The following is a 16,764-nucleotide window of genomic DNA, read 5'->3' as shown; positions in this document are numbered from 1 at the left end:
AGTTTCTCGCGCTAAGCTATCCGTCATGGGTATTTACTTCCGCAAGCGCAAGAAGACCGGAAAGAACAGCTGGGTGAACCTCTCTGGCTCCGGTGCGTCGATGTCGACCAAGGTCGGCCCAGTCACCTTCAACTCTCGTGGCGGCATGTGGGTTAACCTGCCGGGTGGTCTGAACTTCCGGGGGCGCTGGCGCTAATGAGCTCACGCCCCAGCACTGACTACGTTCGCATGGGGTACGAGGCCGACGTGGTACTGCGCCTGGGCATGATGCTGATGGGGGCGGGCACATCGGGCTACCGCGTGCTGCGAGGCATGAAGCGAGCCGCCCGCGCACTCGGGTTTGATCGCCTTGACGCCAACGTCGGCGTCACACAGATCACCTGTACGTTCCACCGCGGCCGTGACTTCCGCACGGTGGTAGCGCAGCAGCATTCCCCCGCGGTGGATGCCTCCCGGATCGAGGCCTTAGAGGATCTGACCCACCACCGGCTGTACGCCGGCATTACGGCGGAAGAGCTCACGGAGATGCTCGACGTCATCGAGGCCAACGTGGTCAAGCGGTGGAACCGGTGGCTGTTGGCAGCGGCGGCGGCAATTGCGTGCGCCTCGTTTGCGGTCCTGAACTTCTTTACCCCGCCGGCGATTCTGCTGGTGGCCCTCGCCGCTTTCTGCGGCCAGCTCACTCGCGCGGTCTTGCACGGCAAACACGTGCACCAGCTGGGCTGCATCGTGGCGGCCGGAACGGTGGCCAGCCTCGTGTACTTCTTCACCACCGAGGCCGTGGCGGCCGCCGGGGTGGCGGACCCCTCGGAGTTTTCCTCGGGCTACGTGGCTGCTGTGCTCTTCCTCATTCCTGGCTTCCCGCTGTTCTCCGCGCTCATTGACCTGGCGCGCTTCGACTTTGAGGCCGGGCTCTCCCGGCTGACCTACGCGCTGACGGTGATCACCGCCGCCACGTTTACCGTGGCGCTGGTCAGCTGGACCACGGAGCTCACCCCGGAACCGGGCATCCCGGACTATGAACCGGTGTGGTACCTCGCCGCCGCGGCGGCGAGCTTCTTGGGCATTTCGGGATTCGCGTTCCTCTTTAACTCATCGCGCCGGATGGTGCTCGTGGCGGCCGCGGTGGGAACGGTGGCCAACCTCGTGCGCCTGATCCTCATCGGAGTCGGGGCCACGAGCTACGTCGGCGCCTTTGCCGGCGGTCTCATCGTGGGGCTTTTGGGCGCGGTGGCCTCCAAGAGCGCGCACCTGCCGCGTATCACCACGACGGTGCCGGCCTCCGTCATCATGATCCCGGGCACCTCCATGTTCCGCACCGTCTACCACCTCAACGTGGGCGACATGGATCAGGCGTTGAGTAACTTCGCCACCGCCTCGATGGCTGTGGCGGCCATCGGCTGCGGTCTCATCCTCGCGCGCCTGCTGACGGATCGTGACTGGACGCTGGGGCGGCTCATTGACTTTTCGCATGTCCCCAGCCCGGCGGGCGGGCCTAGTGCGGCAGGTGAAACAGGCCCTGCGCGTCCTGCTCCATAAGGCCGTCCTCCAGCAAGGAAGCCAGCGCGCGCGAGCGCTGCGCGGCGTCCGGCCACACCGCGTCGAGGTCGGCCTGCGGGACGGGGTGAGGGGAGTCCCGGAGGACGTCGAGAAGCAGGCCCCGCACCTGGCGATCCGTACCGGCGAACTTTTGCACACGCTTCTTCGCACGCGCCGTCTCCTCCGCGCTGGGCTCGGGGCACCCCGCCAGCTGCCACGCGCACGTGGACTTCAGCGGGCAGGCCGCGCAGTCCGGGTTCTTGGCGGTGCACACCAGCGCGCCGAGCTCCATGAGAGCGGCCGAAAAGCGCGGGCCGTTCTCCTCCGGAAGCAATGCTTCCACCTGCGCCAATTCGCGCTTGGACGGGGTGGGCGGCAGGAAAGTGCCGTCGACCGCGCGGGCGTACACGCGGCGCACGTTGGTATCCACCACCGGCACGTTGCGTCCATAATGGAAGCACGCCACCGCCCGGGCCGTATAGTCACCGATGCCCGGCAACGCCAGCAGCTTGGCGACGTCCCCGGGGACCTCCCCCGCACCAATCTCCTTCGCGCACTCCCACAGGCGCAGCGCGCGACGCGGGTATCCCAGTTTGCCCCACGCGCGCAGCACGTCCGCCTTGGAGGCTGCCGCGAGATCCGCCGGGGTGGGCCAGCGCCGCATCCATTCCTCCCATTGCGGGGCCACGCGCGCGACCGGGGTCTGCTGGCTCATGACCTCGCTGAGCAGCACACCCCAGGCGGAGGTCCCGGGGCGGCGCCACGGCAGGGGCCGCTCGTTGGCGTCGAACCACTCCACGACAGCTTGGGTATCCATAAGGCTCACAGTGTAGGGGGTGGGGGACTAGAGTGTGAATCATGCCTCTTCGACACGTACCTCAAGATCCGCAGAAGGTGTGGGAAGCCCTCCAGGAGGGCAACCAGCGCCTCGTTACTGGAAACCTCATCGCCGTCAACCAGGACGCCAAGCTGCGCGCCGGGCTGACGCAGGGGCAGGACCCGCGCGTCATTGTCCTGTCCTGCTCGGATTCGCGCGCGCCGATTGAGCACGTGTTCAACATTGGCTTCGGCGATGCCTTTGTCATCCGCACCGCCGGGCACATCCTGGATAACGCGGTGCTGGCTTCGCTGGATTACGCTCTGGAAAACCTGCAGGCCAACCTGCTCGTTGTCATGGGCCACCAGTCCTGCGGCGCGGTGGCGGCGGCGTCCGGGTTCCTCGCCGGCGGGGAGCTTCCCAAGGGCCTGCAGCGCCCGATTATTGAGAAGGTGGCGGCCTCCGCCTTGGTGGCCAAGCGTGATAGCCGCGATGAGACCGCCGACTTTGAGCGGGAACACACCGCGCAGACGGTGTCCCAGATCGTTTCTGATGTCCCAGCCGCGCGCCGCCTGCTGGATGAGGGAACCCTCGGCGTGGTGGGCCTGCGCTACCTCCTTGAGGACTCCAGCGTCGAAACCGTGGTCCTCCACGGCGTGCAGTAGCCGCACTGCCAGATCATCGCGGTCAGGCGAGACACGCGGCGGGCGGCTGGTAGGAGTTGGCGTCCAGGCACCCTAAAATTGGTGGTGTGACTGAGCCAACCCGCACTTCGAAGCCGCTGCCGCGAGAAATCTATGTCCGGCGCCGCATCGCCGCGCTCGTGGCGATTTTGGTGCTTGTCGTCGTCCTGATCGCGGCGGCAACCATGCTGTTAGGCGGCTCGAAGGAAGAGCAGGACGGCTCCCAGCCCGCTGCGGCATCCACCAGCATGACTGAGGAAACCAGCACCACGGCGGCGCCGGAGAGCTCTGAGGGCTCCGCAGAGTCGGGTTCTCCGGAGGCCGCCGCGCCCGCGGACAAGTCCGAGGATAAGAAGGATGGTTCCGAATCAGAGCAGCCTTCCAGCGAAGAGCCCAGTTCGGAAGAGAACCAGCCCGCTGACCCTGAGAAGTTGGCGGTAGATCCGGCGAAGACCACCTGTTCCCTCGAGGACCTGAAGGTCATGGCGAAGACCAATGAGGAGACCGTCCCGGCGGGCAAGATGCCCACGTTCTACATGGAGGTCTTCAACCCGACCACGAAGGACTGCACTATCAACCTGGATGAGCAGCAGCTGCGCTTTGAGGTCTACAAGATGGGCAGCAACGAGCGCGTGTGGGCGGATACTGACTGCTATGCCTCAGTAGAGACCGGCGAGCAGACCTTCAAGACGGGCGAGACCCGCTACTTCCAGGCGGACTGGTCCCGGAAGCGCTCCGAGCCCGGTGTGTGCACCGACCGCCCCGAGGCAGAACCAGGCGCGTACTTCCTGCACACCGTCATCGGGGAGAACTACTCCGCGGCGCTGCCCTTCAACTTGGTATAAGGCACACCCCGGCCTAGGCCAACCGCCTAGCTCAGTGCCGCGATAGCCTCACTGACTGTTGCGGCGTGCGTGACGCGCATCCCGGATACCTCGACCTCCCCGGGCGGGACGATGGCGCGGCGGTAGCCCAAGCGCGCGGCCTCCGACAAGCGGCGGTCCAGATTGGGCACGCGGCGCACCTCGCCGGCGAGGCCCACCTCCCCAATCACTACCGTCTTGGGTGGCAATGGTCGCTCGTGCAAGGAGGACCAGGTGGCAAGTGCTACCGCCAGATCCGTCGCGGGCTCTTGGATCTTCATGCCGCCCACGGTGGCCACGTAGGCATCCTTGTCGTTGGTGCGCTCGCCGGCGCGGGCCTGCAGCACCGCGAGCACCATGGGCACGCGGTTGGAATCGAGCCCCGTGACGACGCGGCGCGGGTTCTTCGCCACCGGGTCCACGGTAAGCGCCTGGACCTCCGCCAGGATGGGGCGCACGCCGTCCATGGCGACTGTCACCGCGGAGCCGTCCGGGGTGCTGCCACGGTGGGAGAGGAACAGGCCGGAGGGATTGGCCACCTCTCTAATACCGGCCGAAGTCTGCTCGAAACATCCCATCTCATCCGTGGCGCCGAAGCGGTTCTTTAATCCGCGCAGCAGGCGCAGCGAGGACTGGCGGTCGCCTTCAAAATTGAGGACGACGTCCACGAGGTGCTCCAGCACGCGCGGGCCCGCCACGTTGCCGTCCTTCGTCACGTGGCCCACCAGCAGAATCGGGATACCGGTGGTCTTGGCCAGCGTGGTGAGGGCGGCGGTCACGGCGCGGGACTGTGCTACGCCGCCGGCGACGCCCTCCACCCCGGCCGCATGCATGGTCTGGACCGAGTCCACGATGATGAGGCTGGGCTTGAGCTGTTCCACGTGGCCGAAGACGACGTCGAGGTTGGACTCCGCGGCGAGGTACAGCGTCTCATGCAAGGCACCGGTGCGTTCGGCGCGGGCGCGCACCTGTCCCGCAGATTCCTCCGCCGTGGCGTAGAGCGCGGTGCGCCCGAGCTGCGCCCAGCGGGAAGCTACCTCCAGCAGCAGCGTGGACTTGCCCACGCCCGGCTCGCCCGCCATGAGCACCACCGATCCGGGCACGATGCCGCGGCCCAGCACGCGGTCGAGCTCCCCGATGCCAGTGTTGATCGCCTTGGTCTGCGTCGCCCCAATCTTCGTGATGGGCACAGCCGGGCTGGTCGGCGTAAGCCCCGTGGGCCGCCGCCCCGACACGGCGGCCTGGGCGGCACTACCGCCGTCTTGTGCCGCAGTCTCCTGCAGCGTTCCCCACGAACCGCACTCGGGGCAGCGGCCGAGCCACTTCGGCGAGACGAAACCACATTCGGAACACGTGTGGACGGGACGAACCTTCTTTGCCATGCCCAACACTCTAGTAAGTGCCTCGGACACGCACGCCACGCCGGCAAGAGTTGCCGCTCAGCAGCAAAAACGCGAAACGCCTCCCCACGAAGCCCAGCAGGCTTCGGTAAGGGGAGGCGTGGGGAGCGGTAGCTCGGCTGGAAAGCGGCTACGCACTAGTTCTCGGTGTAGCCCTCGGTGGACTCCGGGTCGCGGTCGTACTTGCCGGACTGCAGCGGGGAGGCTGCCACGGCGGCGTCAACCTCGATGGTGCCGGTGTTGAAGGTGAAGGTGACCGGGCGGGCGCCACCGAAGCCGAACTCCTCGTTGTTCAGGGAGGTGGTGACGTAGGTGACGTTCTTGTCCTTCTCGTCCTTCGGCAGCTCCTCCAGGTTGGCGGCGGAGTCACCGTACAGAGACTGATCGCGGGCAATCGGCTCAGCGCCCTCGATGGTGACGTGCTGGCCGTCCACGGTGATGGACTCCAAGGTGACATCGCCGATCTCGTAGCCTTCGTTGATGGCGAGGAACTTCAGGGAGGTCTCACCGCTGTCCGGCTCCACCTGGATGGTGACGTCGCGGACGGCCACCTTGCCGTCCTCGGTGCTGGCGGATGCGCCGTCAACAGCAGCGACCTTCTCAGCGGTCTGTGCAACGTGGCCAGCCGAGCAGGAAGCCAGCGCCAGCACGGAGAGGGCAGTAACTGACATGATGGCACCGCGGCGCGCGGCGGACTTCAGGGATTGCACTGTGAGTGTCCTCCATAGAATTGCGATCACAAAGCTTATCAACGCTTTAGCCTAGTCCCTCTTCGGGGAAAGCACACAGTTAGTCCCCAACCTCTTGGGTAAACCGGGGGTAGCCGTGCTGCGCCGCGTGGCCTTCGTGGTGTAGAGCGTGTGGGCGGTGCCCGCCGGGGCGGGGGTAAAGGCCAGCGTGCTAGAATAAGCTCCCTGTATATACGCCCCACGCAGTGGGCACGCGATGGGTACTCAATAAAGGAGTGGCAATGGAATTTAAGGTCGGAGAGGTCGTCGTCTACCCCCACCACGGCGCTGCCAAGATTACGGCGATCGAAACCCGCGAGATGGGTGGCGAGACCCTCGAGTACCTCGTCTTGCAGATCAACCAGTCCGACCTGGTAGTGCGCGTGCCGTCCAAGAACGTCGAGATGGTCGGCGTGCGCGACGTCGTGGGCAAGGAGGGCCTGGAGAAGGTCTTCTCCGTGTTGCGCGAGGTCGACGTCGAAGAGGCCGGCAACTGGTCCCGCCGCTACAAGGCCAACCAGGAGCGCCTGGCCTCCGGTGACATCAACAAGGTCGCTGAGGTTGTCCGTGACCTGTGGCGCCGCGACCAGGACCGCGGCTTGTCCGCCGGTGAGAAGCGCATGCTGGCCAAGGCACGCCAGATCCTTGTTGGTGAGCTCTCCCTGGCCACCCCGGTGGATGAGAAGAAGGCGGACACCATGATGGAGGAGATTGACGCCACCATCGAGCGCCACCGCGCCGCCGGCCTGGTGGAGGACAAGTCCATCACCACCGACATTGACAATGACATCGATCTCGATGACCTCTCCTTCGACGACGAAGACTAAACCCCGCGTCATCGCACTCGTTGCCGCGGCAGGCAAGGGCACGCGCCTGGGGGCGGATGTGCCCAAGGCTTACGTCGAGCTGCGCGGGCGCACGCTGCTGGAGCGCTCCGTGCAGGCGATGGTGACCTCCGGCATGGTCGATGAGGTGATCGTGCTGGTCAGCCCGGCGATGGAGCACTTTGCCGAGCGTATTCTTGGGCGCGTCGACGCCGACATCCCGCTTCGCCTCGTGCACGGCGGCGGCGAGCGCGCCGACTCCGTGTGGGCCGGGCTGCAAGCCATCCCGGAGGAAGACGCCGTGGTGTTGATCCACGACGCCGCCCGGGCGCTGACTCCGCCGGGGATGGTCGCACGCGTCGCCAAGCGCGTGCTCGACGGTGCCACCGCTGTCGTCCCCGTCTTGCCCGTGGCGGACACCATCAAGGAAGTGGACGGTAACTGCGTCCTATCTACGCCGGACCGCTCCCGCCTGCGCGCTGTGCAGACCCCGCAGGGCTTCTCCCTGGCCGCGCTGCGCCGCGCCAACCTGGACTACTGGGAGCAGAACCCTGAGTTCACCGCCACGGACGATGCCAGCCTGATGGAATGGCATGGCGAGCGCGTGGAGACGGTGCAGGGTGATACCTTTGCGTTTAAGATCACCACGCCCATCGACCTTGTCCTGGCGCAGGCCGTGACGGACGAGGCCGAGCCGACCATCTTCGAGGTACCCAGTGACTAACCCCATCATCCCGCGCGTTGGCATCGCTACCGACGCCCACCAGATCGAGCCCGGCAAGGAGTGCTGGATCGCCGGCCTCCTCTTCGACGGCGTGGATGGCTGCGAGGGCCACTCCGACGGGGACGTGGTGGCGCACGCGCTTGTCGACGCTTTACTGTCCGCCTCCCACCTCGGCGACCTCGGGTCCTTCGTGGGCGTGGGCCGCCCCGAATACGATGGCGTGTCCGGTGCACAGCTGCTGCGCGAGTGCCGCGAGCTGCTGGAGAAGAACGGCTTCACCATCGGCAACGCCGCCGCGCAGCTCGTCGGGCAATCCCCGAAGATGGGCCCGCGCCGCGAGGAAGCAGAGGCAGTCCTGACGGAGATCCTGGGGGCGCCGGTGTCCGTCTCCGCCACCACCACGGATCACCTGGGGTTCACCGGCCGCAAAGAGGGCCGCGCCGCCGTGGCCACCGCCGTGGTCTGGCAGGCCCCCAACTCCTGACGTAAAGTCAAGGGAAAGGAGGCTGCCATGGCATTGACAATGCGAATTATGAATACCGAAGCTTTGCGGGCTCGGTATGGGGAACTCCTGCATGCCTTAGAAGTAGCCATTGGGGCGAACCTTAGTTCTGAAAATCTGCGCATGCTCGCAGAATCCGGCCGTTTTTCTACGGAAGAGCGCGACCTTTATGACGAACTCCGTCGCGTAGAGCTGATGCTTGAACGCTAAATGGCGGTGCACATGGGGGGACTAGGGGAACATCTGACAGCGGAATTTTTCAACTGGGTGCATGCTGTGCATGTGAAGGTTTTGCCCCTCAATGAAGTTGCCGACATCCGCGTGTGGACAGATCTCAATCCAGACGATGGCACTGGATTGTTGGAAATGCACGCACCGTTGGTCTATGGGGTAGGAAGCCAGGCTAGCGATCAGGTTTCCTATAGCGACCTTTTCGAATCCGTTGTTCGTTTTCACACGTCCCTGTCGTCTGATGAATCATCTCTCAGTGTAAAGTCGAGCAAATTCGAGCTGCGTGTAGGAACTGCTCCAGGCGTTCGTTTCGAATATGAGCGAGAGAATCGCACTGCTCCGACGGCCCACATTCACCACTCAGGGGTGGCCGGACTGTTGAGTCCCGCACTCATGAAGAACTTTTCTGGGGTGAAAAACCCTCGAAAGAAGGGCCGAATTGAGGACATACATTTTCCTATTGGCGGCCGTCGGTTCCGGGTATCCCTGGAGGATTATTTTTTCTTTCTTTTTATGGAGTGTGGCTTTCGTTCACGTCCCGGTTGGAAAAGCTTTCTTGCGCAGAGCCGAGAAAAGTGGCTGGATGATCAGTTACGTGGCGCGGTAGCCGATAATCAAGAGGTCGCTGCGCAAGTATTACGAGAAATGGGGTACACCGTCGAAAGGAAAGGCACGGCACTTAGTACTGACGCGCGGGGACATCGGCCGTGGTGAATTCCCACCGGAGGGTCAATTAGACTAGGTCGGGTGAGTACTTTGCGCATTTTTGATACCGCCACCCGCACCCAACGCGACTTTGAGCCGGTCCGCCCCGGCCACGCCTCGATTTACCTGTGTGGCGCCACCCCGCAATCCCAGCCGCACATCGGCCACCTGCGCTCCGGTGTGGCCTTTGACATCCTGCGCCGCTGGCTGCTGGCGCAGGGCTATGACGTGGCATTGGTGCGCAACGTGACCGATATCGATGACAAGATCCTCACCAAGGCCGCGGAGAACAACCGCCCCTGGTGGGAGTGGGTCTCGACCTACGAGCGCGAATTCACCAAGGCCTACAACACCTTGGGCGTGCTGCCGCCGTCCGTGGAGCCGCGCGCCACGGGCTTTGTCACGCAGATGGTGGAGTACATGCAGCGGCTTATCGACGCCGGCTTTGCCTACCCCGTGCCCGGCGGCCCGGCGGGGGAGGACGCCGGTTCCGTCTACTTCGACGTCGCCGCCTGGAACGCCGCGGAGGGCTCCGACTACGGCGCGCTATCCGGCAACCGCGTCGAGGATATGGAACAGGGCGAGACGGACAACGCCGGCAAGCGCAGCCCGCAGGACTTCGCCCTGTGGAAGGCCGCGAAGCCGGGCGAGCCGTCCTGGCCCACCCCGTGGGGTCGTGGCCGCCCGGGCTGGCACCTGGAGTGCTCCGCCATGTCCACCTACTACCTGGGCGGCGAGTTCGATATCCACTGCGGTGGCTTGGACCTGCAGTTCCCGCACCACGAGAACGAGATTGCCCAGTCCCACGCGGCGGGTGACAAGTTTGCCAACTACTGGATGCACAACCATTGGGTGACCATGTCCGGTGAGAAGATGTCGAAGTCCCTGGGCAACGTGCTCTCCATCGCCAACATGCTGGAGATTGTCCGCCCGGTGGAGCTGCGCTACTATCTGGGCTCCGCGCACTACCGCTCCGTGCTGGAGTACTCCGAGGAGGCGCTCAAGGAGGCGGCGGTGGGTTACCGCCGCATCGAGGACTTCGTGGGCAAGTTCGAGGGCGTCGAGAAGGGCGAGTGGACCCAGGGCTTCGAGGACGCGATGAACGATGACATCGCGGTGCCGAAGGCCCTGGCGGAAATCCACACCACCGTGCGCGCCGGCAATAAGGCGCTGGCCGAAGGCCGCCGGGACGACGCCGAGCGCCTCGCCGCCGCCGTGCGCGCCATGGCCGCGGTGCTTGGCTTTGATCCGATGGATGAACAGTGGAAAGATGGTGGCGATACACGCGGCGCCGACACGGCGCTGGACATCCTGGTCCAGGCCGAGCTCGAGCGCCGCACCACCGCCCGCGCAGAGAAGGACTGGGCCACTGCGGACGCCGTGCGCGACCGACTGGCCGCTGCGGGTATTACCATCACCGACACTGCCGACGGGCCCACCTGGTCCCTGGCGGACTAACGTCTGCGGCATAGGCCGAGGACAACATAAGGAGTAAGAACAATGGCACGCACCCACGGCCGCGGCGGCGCGGGCATCCGCAAGAGCAACAAGAAGGGCGCCACCAAGGGCTCCGGCGGTCAGAAGCGCAAGGGCCTGGTAGGCAAGGGGCCGACGCCGAAGGCGGAGGACCGCGTCTACCACGCTAAGCACAAGGCGAAGCTGGAGCGCGAGCGCCGCAACTCCGGCCGCCACCAGAAGGAGACCGCGGAGATGGTCGTGGGCCGCAACCCCGTCATCGAGTGCCTCCACGCCAAGGTGCCGGCCACCTCCCTCTACATCGTGCAGGGCACGCGCAACGACGCCCGCCTCTCCGAGGCCGTCGCCATGTGCAATACCCGCAACATCCCGATTCTGGAGGTGCAGCGCCACGAGATGGACCGCATGACCGGCAACGGCATGCACCAGGGCATCGGCCTGCAGATCCCGCCGTACAAGTACGCCGACGTGCACGACCTCATGGACCGCGCCCGCGACGCGCAGGAGCCGGGCATGTTCGTCATCTTGGACAACATCACCGACCCCCGAAACCTTGGTGCGGTCATCCGCTCCGTCGCCGCATTCGGCGGCCACGGCGTCATCATCCCGGAGCGCCGCTCCGCTTCCGTCACGGCGGTGGCCTGGCGCACCTCCGCGGGCACCGCGGCCCGCCTCCCGGTGGCGCGGGTGACCAACGTGACCCGCACCGTGCAGGAATTCCAGAAGGCCGGCTACCAGGTGGTGGGCCTCGACGCCGGCGGCGAGCACACCCTCGATACTTACAACGGCGGCACCGACCCGGTGGTCATCGTCATCGGCTCGGAGGGCAAGGGCATCTCCCGCCTCGTGCGCGAGAACTGCGATGCCATCATGTCCATCCCCATGACCGCCTGGGTGGAGTCCCTCAACGCTTCCGTTGCTGCGGGTTCGGTGCTCTCAGAGTTTGCCCGACAGCGCCGCGCGGCCCAGCAGTAGGCTCACGCTTTCGCCGCCATGTTCCTCACGAGTGTGCGTCCCGCCCCGGAGCTTATTGGGGAGGGACTGCCCGGCGTGCCGGAACACATGCGCCGCCTGGGCGTGCTCATCGCAGCGCTGCCCGGCGGCGCCTTGCGTTTGCCTACGCCCGTGACCGTCGTCGTGGGGGATAACGGCGCCGGAAAATCCACGCTGCTCGAGGCCATCGCCGTGGGGCTTGGGGTCAATCCCGAGGGCGGCTCGCGCCACGCCCGGTTTGCCACCGGCGACGAGGACTATCCCGAGTGGCTCATCTGCTCGCGGGCGCACAACCCGCGCGACGTGTACTTCTTGCGCGGCGAGACCTTCCTCAACTTGAGCGAGTATCACCACCAGATCCACAGCCCGGAGAATCCCGATCCGCTCAGTGACCTGCCGTTTCTCAGCCACGGCCAGGGTCTGCTCGCCCTCGTCGAGAGACGCTTCCATTCTGACGGAATGATCATTCTCGACGAGCCGGAAGACGGCTTGTCCTATCCCCGGCAGGTCGAGGTTGTCACGCAGCTCGAGCGCCTCGCCGCCCGGGGCGCGCAGGTCATCCTCGCGACGCACTCGCCAGTCTTCCTCAGCATGCAAGGCGCGACCGTCTACACGTTCGGCGACAAGGGGATTGCGCCCGTCGCTCCCGAAGCGACGGAAGCTGTCCACGCCGCGCGCGAGTTCCTTGCCGATCCATTGGGGACCGCCGCGTTTCTTATTGGGGAGGGCGAATGAGAGACTTCTATGTCGACGCCTATGCCGCGCTGGACGGCGGCCACGGACCTGAGTGGGTGTCCTCCGTTCCTGGTTTCGTGGCGCTGCGACGCCAAGGACTGGACCTGCGTGCGCCGGTGACCGTGCTGACCGGGGACAACGGGGTGGGAAAGTCGACGCTCGCCGAGGGCATTGCCTTCGAGTACGGCTTTCCTGAGCGCGGTGGGATATGGGGTGTGCAGCGCTCCGCCGGTCCCATCAATCCCCTCCGGAGGTGGGCGAGCCTGCGGCTAGGTACCGCACCCAAGGACGGCTACTTCCTGCGCGCGGAGGCGCACTACAACGTTGGTTCGACCGCGATGTCGCATGGCGAGTCCGTCATGGACGTCGTGCAGCGTTCCTTTGATGGGCGCGGGCTCTACATCCTCGACGAGCCGGAATCTGGGCTTTCGCTCGTGCGGCAGATGACGCTCATGGCGGAAATCCATCGCGCCGCGGAGGCGGGTGCGCAGTTCATCGTGGTGACGCACTCGCCGATTGTGGCAGCCATCCCCGGTGCGCGGATTGTTGAAATTACAGAAGATGGGTTCTTCCTTGAGCTGCGCGACGTGACACAGACGCTGGCGTTTCAGTCGTTGCGTGAGTTTCTCTACACCTCCGGATGCTAGATTCAGGGCCGAGAAAGCTGGATGGCGATCTTTACTTCTTGGTTGCTGGCCAGTACTTCACATCTTGAACATTCAGATTGCGTGCGTGTGCCGAATAACCTCATGGGCAGTTGTCAGTACAGTCTTTCCATCCATCGAAAATTTCGGTCGAGGCACATATTCCCCTGCTTCAGAAGTCGTGGTGAGAGTTCCTTGCGTCTTAACCGCATCAGCCATTTCAGCTGCATTCCTCATTTTCAGACCGTGCACACTATGAAGCACGTCCGACGAAGATACAATGCTCTCGGCTGCTCCATCACCAAATAGAGTTATAGTTGTTGGGTCATCTCGATTCATAATTTTCGAGTAAGCTGTTGCGACCGGCTATTTGGTAGCAGTGTCGTGACTATCTGGTAGCGCTTTAGTGAGTATCTGGTAGCAGCTCAGGGCGCTCGGGATGATACTTCCGGTAGTCGCACCATCCGGGTGCGGCGTGTACTGGAAGGAGTCCGCTGATGACGGATTACCGTGCGGTGATGGCGCTGCTTTTAGGGAAGCGTTCTTACCGCCAGATTGAAGACCAGCTCGGGTGCTCGCACCGCGCGATTTCCCGAGCGAACCAAGCGCTGCGAAGCCTTGGCCTGACCACTGCCCAGCAGGTCGCGGCGTTGACGAATGACGAGCTGGATGAGATATTCGTTGATAAACGCACCAGCGGGCAAGGCGAATTCGTCCCGATTGACTTTGACGCGGTCGTTAAAGCACGCACAGGGCGTGCGAAGCAGACACTGCAAGTATTGTGGGCTCGCTACACTACCACCCCCGCCCAGCTGGGCCAGCGGCACTACAGCTACGACCGGTTCCGCCAGCTGGTTGCCTCCCATGTCGATGCGGCCGGGCTGACCGCCCGGATCACTCACGCACCAGGGCATACGATGCAGGTGGATTGGGCAGGGACCAGAATGCGCCTGTACGCCCCTTCCGGCACACCGGGTGAGAAAGTCAGCATTTTCGTCGCCTCGCTGCCGTATTCAGGGATGCTGTTTGCCTGTGCGTGTGTTGACCAGCGGCAGCAGTCCTGGCTTGATGCCCACCGCCAAGCGTTTGACTACTTCGGCGGGGTCTGCCAGGTTGTTGTACCCGATAACGCATCGACGGCGTCGAACGCGATCAGCACTGCCGATAGGAATCGGAAGGTCAACGACACCTACCAGCAGTTCTTGGAGCACTACAACACAGCAGCACTTCCCACTCGTGCGCGTCGGCCGAAGGATAAAGCGAATGTGGAAGCTGCGGTAAAGATCGTCACGCACAAAGTCATCCACGCGCTCGATGGCCACCAGTGTGTTGACTTAGACGAGCTCAACGGAAAGATTGTGGGCTTAGTCGACGCGATCAATACCTCCGTGCCGTTTCGCAGTCAGCAGTCAAGCCGCAGGGATCTCTTTGAAGAACACGAGCAACATCTCCTTGCTGACCTGCCGACAACCCCGTGGCAACACACCGAGTGGAAGCGCGCGAAAGTGGCCCCAGATTTCCATATCACGGTTTCAACCGTGCGCTACTCCGTCCCACACCAGCTTGTTGGCCGCACTGTCGATGTACGCATCACCGGGCAAGTCTTGACCGTCTTTGACCAGGGAACAACCGTGGCAACCCACCGGGTTTCGCAAAAGCGTGGGGCCTATGTCACTGACTATGAGCACATTCCATCTGGAATGGACTCCACCCGTGGACTGTGGACAAGCGACTACTTTTACCGTGAAGCCAGCAAAACCGGCCCGGCAACACGCAAGGTCATCGAAGAACTCATCGCGGCGAAAGCCATCCCGGCCCAGGCATACCAGTCCTGCAGAAACGTTCTGTCAATGGGCAAACACGGCAACAAACCAATCCTGGAAGAGGCATGCCAGCGCCTGACCGCCAACGACGACAGCCGACGGCGGTGTCCTATACCGCGGTCAAAAACATGATGGCCGTCGTACGCAAAGAACACGCCACACGGCCCCGCGGTCTAGACCAGCTCCCGCGCAGCACCACAACCAACCAGCCCACCGGCACAGCACCCTCCGACCGGGATACCACCGGCGCGTTTCTCGGCGGTGCAGAACAGTTCAGCATGGACAACCTCATTCAGAAAGGAAACTAAAGCCCATGTCATCACCAACCCCGCCAACAGATCGCTTCCTTGATGAATCCGTCCTGGCCGACTTCACCGCGCTGCGGATGACTGCCTTCGGCAGAAGCGTCATCGACATCGCCAACGACCCCGCATTCGACGCATGGACGTTTTCCCAAAAAGTGCTTTACGCACTCGATAAAGAAGTCGCGGCCAGGCGTGAACGACGCATCAACAAACTGCTGAAAGCATCCCGATCGCCAAACCTTGATGCTTGCCTTGAAAACGTGGTCTGCACACCTGACCGCAACATCAACCCCGAGCAAGTCAGCAGACTCGCTCACGGACAATGGTGCCACCTGGGCCAAAACATTGTCATCCTGGGCAAATCCTCAGTCGGCAAAACTTACCTCGCCCAAGCACTGATCACAGCAGCATGCCGCAACGACTACTCCGCACGGTTCTACCGCACCGACATGCTCGCCGCCGAACTAGCAGTCCTACAACCCGATGACCCCATACGGCTGAAGTTCATCCAACACCTCCACGACGTCGACGTCCTGGTCCTAGATGACTTCCTCACCACACCCATTAATGCCGCAACCGCGCACCAAATTCTCAACATCCTCGCCGGGCGTGAAGGCAAAGTGCCAACAATTGTCACCTCACAATTCACCCCGCAGGAGTGGTACAAGTCCATCCCCGACACCGTGATCTCCGAGTCAATCCTCAACCGACTCGTCTCCGGCGCCGAGATCATCACACTCGAAGGACCAAACATGAGACTGACCACCCACGCATAACCACCAACAACGCCTGAGTGAGACACCGCTACCGGATACTCACTCAGGCGCTACCAGATACTCACCACACCGCTACCATTTCAATCTTCTGAACATAAGCATCTGTGGAAACAACAAGAATATTTTTTAGCTCTGCCTGCGAGGGCAAGAAGCCTTGAGCTACGGCGACTGAGTAAGCCCATCCACTACAAACAGCATTAATATCTAGCGCTGGAGCATGCCGCTGGATACCTAGGCGCCGTGCGATTAACGACGCGGTCGCGGGGATTGTTTGGGTTGCAGTGCTCGTAGAGCACACAACTCCATCAATATCATCAATCGTTAGCCCCGCGTCTTCAATTGTAGATAGTGCAGCTTCGTCCCCAGATTCATCGAGGTGAGTCAAATCTGCACAATTGTATTGGTTTTCTATTCCAGTTTTGCGCTTTATCCAGTCATTATCCTTTCCGGTCCACGAGTCTATAATTTCGTTGCCAATTGACTGATCCGGATAAGAATACCCTTTCCTGATATGTAAATAGTCTTATTTGAAATGGTGACGCATTCCTTTCGGTTGAGAGTTTTCACCTTGCACAGATTCAGCTGCGGGTAACTTGAAGAATCTTCGCCAGCAAACCGTGACATCGAGAGTGCATACATGCACAGACGTGTGCAACATCACGCTGGGACGTAATAATTCTCTAGATAACAAAGGGTCGAAAGTGTGATTAGTCAGTACGCGAGAAAAGAAAACCTACGCGATGGAACGCGACCTCTACGCGATCGTCAACGACATTGCCGACCACTACAACAAGGTTCACTGAATGATGAACTGAAGGATCTTTTATCCCTTGTAGGCCTTTCATTGCACCACAGTGTTTCCTGCGAGCATGCTTCGCTCGGTATGAAACAGCATCTAGGAATCGCCAAAGCACTGGTCGGTAATCCACAATTATTGCTTCTCGACGCTCACCTACGAACGGCCTCGACCCGAGGTTGGGGCTGAGTGGAGTGAGA

Annotated in this window: 21 protein-coding genes and 1 pseudogene; 17 read left to right on the top strand and 5 right to left on the bottom strand. The window is 62.9% G+C overall.

What is annotated here, in order from left to right; translation table 11 throughout:
• The first annotated feature begins 25 nt into the window (after positions 1 to 25).
• Entirely contained in the window at positions 26 to 196 is a 171-nt protein-coding gene (locus ACKFR8_RS07225) for a DUF4236 domain-containing protein (protein ID WP_296132186.1), read from the top strand.
• Entirely contained in the window at positions 196 to 1,539 is a 1,344-nt protein-coding gene (locus ACKFR8_RS07220) for a threonine/serine exporter family protein (protein WP_408929595.1), read from the top strand. The genes ACKFR8_RS07225 and ACKFR8_RS07220 overlap by 1 nt, the downstream gene beginning before the upstream one ends.
• Here ACKFR8_RS07220 and ACKFR8_RS07215 read toward each other — a convergent pair.
• A complete protein-coding gene (locus ACKFR8_RS07215; RefSeq protein WP_408929594.1) occupies positions 1,496 to 2,356 on the bottom strand; it encodes an A/G-specific adenine glycosylase in 861 nt (286 codons plus the stop codon). The two genes, ACKFR8_RS07220 and ACKFR8_RS07215, sit on opposite strands and share 44 nt — an antisense overlap.
• 41 nt (positions 2,357 to 2,397) lie before the next feature.
• Here ACKFR8_RS07215 and ACKFR8_RS07210 point away from each other — a divergent pair, with 41 nt between their 5' ends.
• Together ACKFR8_RS07210 and ACKFR8_RS07205 are read left to right on the top strand one after the other, a co-directional pair.
• A complete protein-coding gene (locus ACKFR8_RS07210; protein ID WP_306507084.1) occupies positions 2,398 to 3,021 on the top strand; it encodes a carbonic anhydrase in 624 nt (207 codons plus the stop codon).
• Positions 3,022 to 3,107: 86 nt separating this feature from the next.
• Positions 3,108 to 3,884 (top strand): hypothetical protein, encoded by a 777-nt coding sequence (locus ACKFR8_RS07205; RefSeq protein ID WP_408929593.1) that lies wholly within the window; start codon positions 3,108 to 3,110, stop codon positions 3,882 to 3,884.
• A gap of 26 nt (positions 3,885 to 3,910) precedes the next feature.
• Here ACKFR8_RS07205 and radA read toward each other — a convergent pair whose 3' ends face one another.
• On the bottom strand, positions 3,911 to 5,284 hold the full coding sequence (radA, locus tag ACKFR8_RS07200) for a DNA repair protein RadA (RefSeq protein ID WP_408929592.1): 1,374 nt from the start codon (positions 5,282 to 5,284) through the stop codon (positions 3,911 to 3,913).
• Positions 5,285 to 5,439: 155 nt separating this feature from the next.
• The gene (locus tag ACKFR8_RS07195; RefSeq protein ID WP_408929591.1) at positions 5,440 to 6,012 is read right to left on the bottom strand and encodes a hypothetical protein; all 573 of its coding nucleotides are present in this window, start codon (positions 6,010 to 6,012) and stop codon (positions 5,440 to 5,442) included.
• A gap of 260 nt (positions 6,013 to 6,272) precedes the next feature.
• On the opposite strand from ACKFR8_RS07195, the gene ACKFR8_RS07190 reads away from it, so the two are divergent.
• The 9 genes from ACKFR8_RS07190 to ACKFR8_RS07150 are packed head-to-tail and all read left to right on the top strand — an operon-like array spanning position 6,273 to position 12,867.
• Entirely contained in the window at positions 6,273 to 6,857 is a 585-nt protein-coding gene (locus ACKFR8_RS07190) for a CarD family transcriptional regulator (RefSeq protein WP_296132167.1), read from the top strand.
• Positions 6,829 to 7,578, top strand: coding sequence for a 2-C-methyl-D-erythritol 4-phosphate cytidylyltransferase (gene ispD, locus ACKFR8_RS07185; RefSeq protein ID WP_306507087.1), 750 nt, complete (start codon positions 6,829 to 6,831; stop codon positions 7,576 to 7,578). The genes ACKFR8_RS07190 and ispD overlap by 29 nt, the downstream gene beginning before the upstream one ends.
• Positions 7,571 to 8,062: a 2-C-methyl-D-erythritol 2,4-cyclodiphosphate synthase gene (gene ispF / locus ACKFR8_RS07180; protein WP_306507088.1), complete on the top strand. Its 492-nt coding sequence runs from the start codon at positions 7,571 to 7,573 to the stop codon at positions 8,060 to 8,062. The genes ispD and ispF overlap by 8 nt, the downstream gene beginning before the upstream one ends.
• A 27-nt stretch (positions 8,063 to 8,089) precedes the next feature.
• Positions 8,090 to 8,290, top strand: a complete 201-nt coding sequence (locus ACKFR8_RS07175; RefSeq protein WP_296132159.1) for a hypothetical protein — start codon at positions 8,090 to 8,092, stop codon at positions 8,288 to 8,290.
• Positions 8,291 to 9,025, top strand: a complete 735-nt coding sequence (locus tag ACKFR8_RS07170) for a hypothetical protein (RefSeq protein ID WP_408929590.1) — start codon at positions 8,291 to 8,293, stop codon at positions 9,023 to 9,025. It begins immediately after the preceding gene.
• A 33-nt stretch (positions 9,026 to 9,058) separates the two neighbouring features.
• Positions 9,059 to 10,474, top strand: a complete 1,416-nt coding sequence (cysS, locus tag ACKFR8_RS07165) for a cysteine--tRNA ligase (RefSeq protein WP_408929589.1) — start codon at positions 9,059 to 9,061, stop codon at positions 10,472 to 10,474.
• A gap of 42 nt (positions 10,475 to 10,516) precedes the next feature.
• Complete coding sequence (rlmB, locus tag ACKFR8_RS07160) at positions 10,517 to 11,467, top strand: 23S rRNA (guanosine(2251)-2'-O)-methyltransferase RlmB (RefSeq protein WP_408929588.1); 951 nt, start codon at positions 10,517 to 10,519, stop codon at positions 11,465 to 11,467.
• Positions 11,468 to 11,485: 18 nt separating this feature from the next.
• Positions 11,486 to 12,220: an AAA family ATPase gene (locus tag ACKFR8_RS07155; protein WP_296132146.1), complete on the top strand. Its 735-nt coding sequence runs from the start codon at positions 11,486 to 11,488 to the stop codon at positions 12,218 to 12,220.
• Positions 12,217 to 12,867, top strand: coding sequence for an AAA family ATPase (locus ACKFR8_RS07150; protein WP_296132144.1), 651 nt, complete (start codon positions 12,217 to 12,219; stop codon positions 12,865 to 12,867). Before ACKFR8_RS07155 ends, ACKFR8_RS07150 begins: the two co-directional genes overlap by 4 nt.
• Before the next feature lie 72 nt (positions 12,868 to 12,939).
• Here ACKFR8_RS07150 and ACKFR8_RS07145 read toward each other — a convergent pair.
• Positions 12,940 to 13,212: pseudogene (locus tag ACKFR8_RS07145) on the bottom strand (ketoacyl-ACP synthase III); the annotation flags it as partial.
• Between the two features lie 149 nt (positions 13,213 to 13,361).
• Here ACKFR8_RS07145 and istA point away from each other — a divergent pair.
• From istA to ACKFR8_RS07130, 3 genes are read left to right on the top strand one after another with little or no spacing between them, the layout of a single operon-like run.
• Positions 13,362 to 14,819 carry an IS21 family transposase gene (gene istA, locus ACKFR8_RS07140; protein WP_408929587.1) on the top strand — a complete coding sequence of 486 codons (1,458 nt, stop codon included), beginning with the start codon at positions 13,362 to 13,364 and terminating at the stop codon, positions 14,817 to 14,819.
• A complete protein-coding gene (locus tag ACKFR8_RS07135; protein WP_408929586.1) occupies positions 14,816 to 14,995 on the top strand; it encodes a hypothetical protein in 180 nt (59 codons plus the stop codon). Before istA ends, ACKFR8_RS07135 begins: the two co-directional genes overlap by 4 nt.
• A 5-nt stretch (positions 14,996 to 15,000) precedes the next feature.
• Positions 15,001 to 15,768: an ATP-binding protein gene (locus ACKFR8_RS07130; RefSeq protein ID WP_408929585.1), complete on the top strand. Its 768-nt coding sequence runs from the start codon at positions 15,001 to 15,003 to the stop codon at positions 15,766 to 15,768.
• A gap of 61 nt (positions 15,769 to 15,829) precedes the next feature.
• On the opposite strand, the gene ACKFR8_RS07125 is transcribed toward ACKFR8_RS07130, so the two are convergent.
• Positions 15,830 to 16,066 carry a hypothetical protein gene (locus ACKFR8_RS07125; protein WP_408931006.1) on the bottom strand — a complete coding sequence of 79 codons (237 nt, stop codon included), beginning with the start codon at positions 16,064 to 16,066 and terminating at the stop codon, positions 15,830 to 15,832.
• A 405-nt stretch (positions 16,067 to 16,471) separates the two neighbouring features.
• On the opposite strand from ACKFR8_RS07125, the gene ACKFR8_RS07120 reads away from it, so the two are divergent.
• Positions 16,472 to 16,753 (top strand): ATP-binding cassette domain-containing protein, encoded by a 282-nt coding sequence (locus ACKFR8_RS07120; RefSeq protein WP_296132139.1) that lies wholly within the window; start codon positions 16,472 to 16,474, stop codon positions 16,751 to 16,753.
• The last annotated feature ends 11 nt before the right edge of the window (positions 16,754 to 16,764 follow it).

Source organism: Corynebacterium axilliensis, assembly GCF_046097495.1.
Classification (GTDB): domain Bacteria; phylum Actinomycetota; class Actinomycetes; order Mycobacteriales; family Mycobacteriaceae; genus Corynebacterium.
This window is presented reverse-complemented; position numbering and strand designations above follow the sequence as displayed.

Excerpts from the sequence above, each read along its gene's own strand:
- ACKFR8_RS07215 (WP_408929594.1), bottom strand. The coding sequence starts at position 2,356 with ATGGATACCCAAGCTGTCGTGGAGTGGTTCGACGCCAACGAGCGGCCC.
- ACKFR8_RS07130 (WP_408929585.1), top strand. The coding sequence starts at position 15,001 with ATGTCATCACCAACCCCGCCAACAGATCGCTTCCTTGATGAATCCGTC.
- ispD (WP_306507087.1), top strand. The coding sequence starts at position 6,829 with ATGACCTCTCCTTCGACGACGAAGACTAAACCCCGCGTCATCGCACTC.
- ACKFR8_RS07155 (WP_296132146.1), top strand. The coding sequence starts at position 11,486 with ATGTTCCTCACGAGTGTGCGTCCCGCCCCGGAGCTTATTGGGGAGGGA.
- ACKFR8_RS07150 (WP_296132144.1), top strand. The coding sequence starts at position 12,217 with ATGAGAGACTTCTATGTCGACGCCTATGCCGCGCTGGACGGCGGCCAC.
- ACKFR8_RS07170 (WP_408929590.1), top strand. The coding sequence starts at position 8,291 with ATGGCGGTGCACATGGGGGGACTAGGGGAACATCTGACAGCGGAATTT.
- ACKFR8_RS07225 (WP_296132186.1), top strand. The coding sequence starts at position 26 with ATGGGTATTTACTTCCGCAAGCGCAAGAAGACCGGAAAGAACAGCTGG.
- rlmB (WP_408929588.1), top strand. The coding sequence starts at position 10,517 with ATGGCACGCACCCACGGCCGCGGCGGCGCGGGCATCCGCAAGAGCAAC.
- ACKFR8_RS07175 (WP_296132159.1), top strand. The coding sequence starts at position 8,090 with ATGGCATTGACAATGCGAATTATGAATACCGAAGCTTTGCGGGCTCGG.
- ACKFR8_RS07220 (WP_408929595.1), top strand. The coding sequence starts at position 196 with ATGAGCTCACGCCCCAGCACTGACTACGTTCGCATGGGGTACGAGGCC.
- ACKFR8_RS07210 (WP_306507084.1), top strand. The coding sequence starts at position 2,398 with ATGCCTCTTCGACACGTACCTCAAGATCCGCAGAAGGTGTGGGAAGCC.
- istA (WP_408929587.1), top strand. The coding sequence starts at position 13,362 with ATGACGGATTACCGTGCGGTGATGGCGCTGCTTTTAGGGAAGCGTTCT.
- radA (WP_408929592.1), bottom strand. The coding sequence starts at position 5,284 with ATGGCAAAGAAGGTTCGTCCCGTCCACACGTGTTCCGAATGTGGTTTC.
- ACKFR8_RS07190 (WP_296132167.1), top strand. The coding sequence starts at position 6,273 with ATGGAATTTAAGGTCGGAGAGGTCGTCGTCTACCCCCACCACGGCGCT.
- ACKFR8_RS07135 (WP_408929586.1), top strand. The coding sequence starts at position 14,816 with ATGATGGCCGTCGTACGCAAAGAACACGCCACACGGCCCCGCGGTCTA.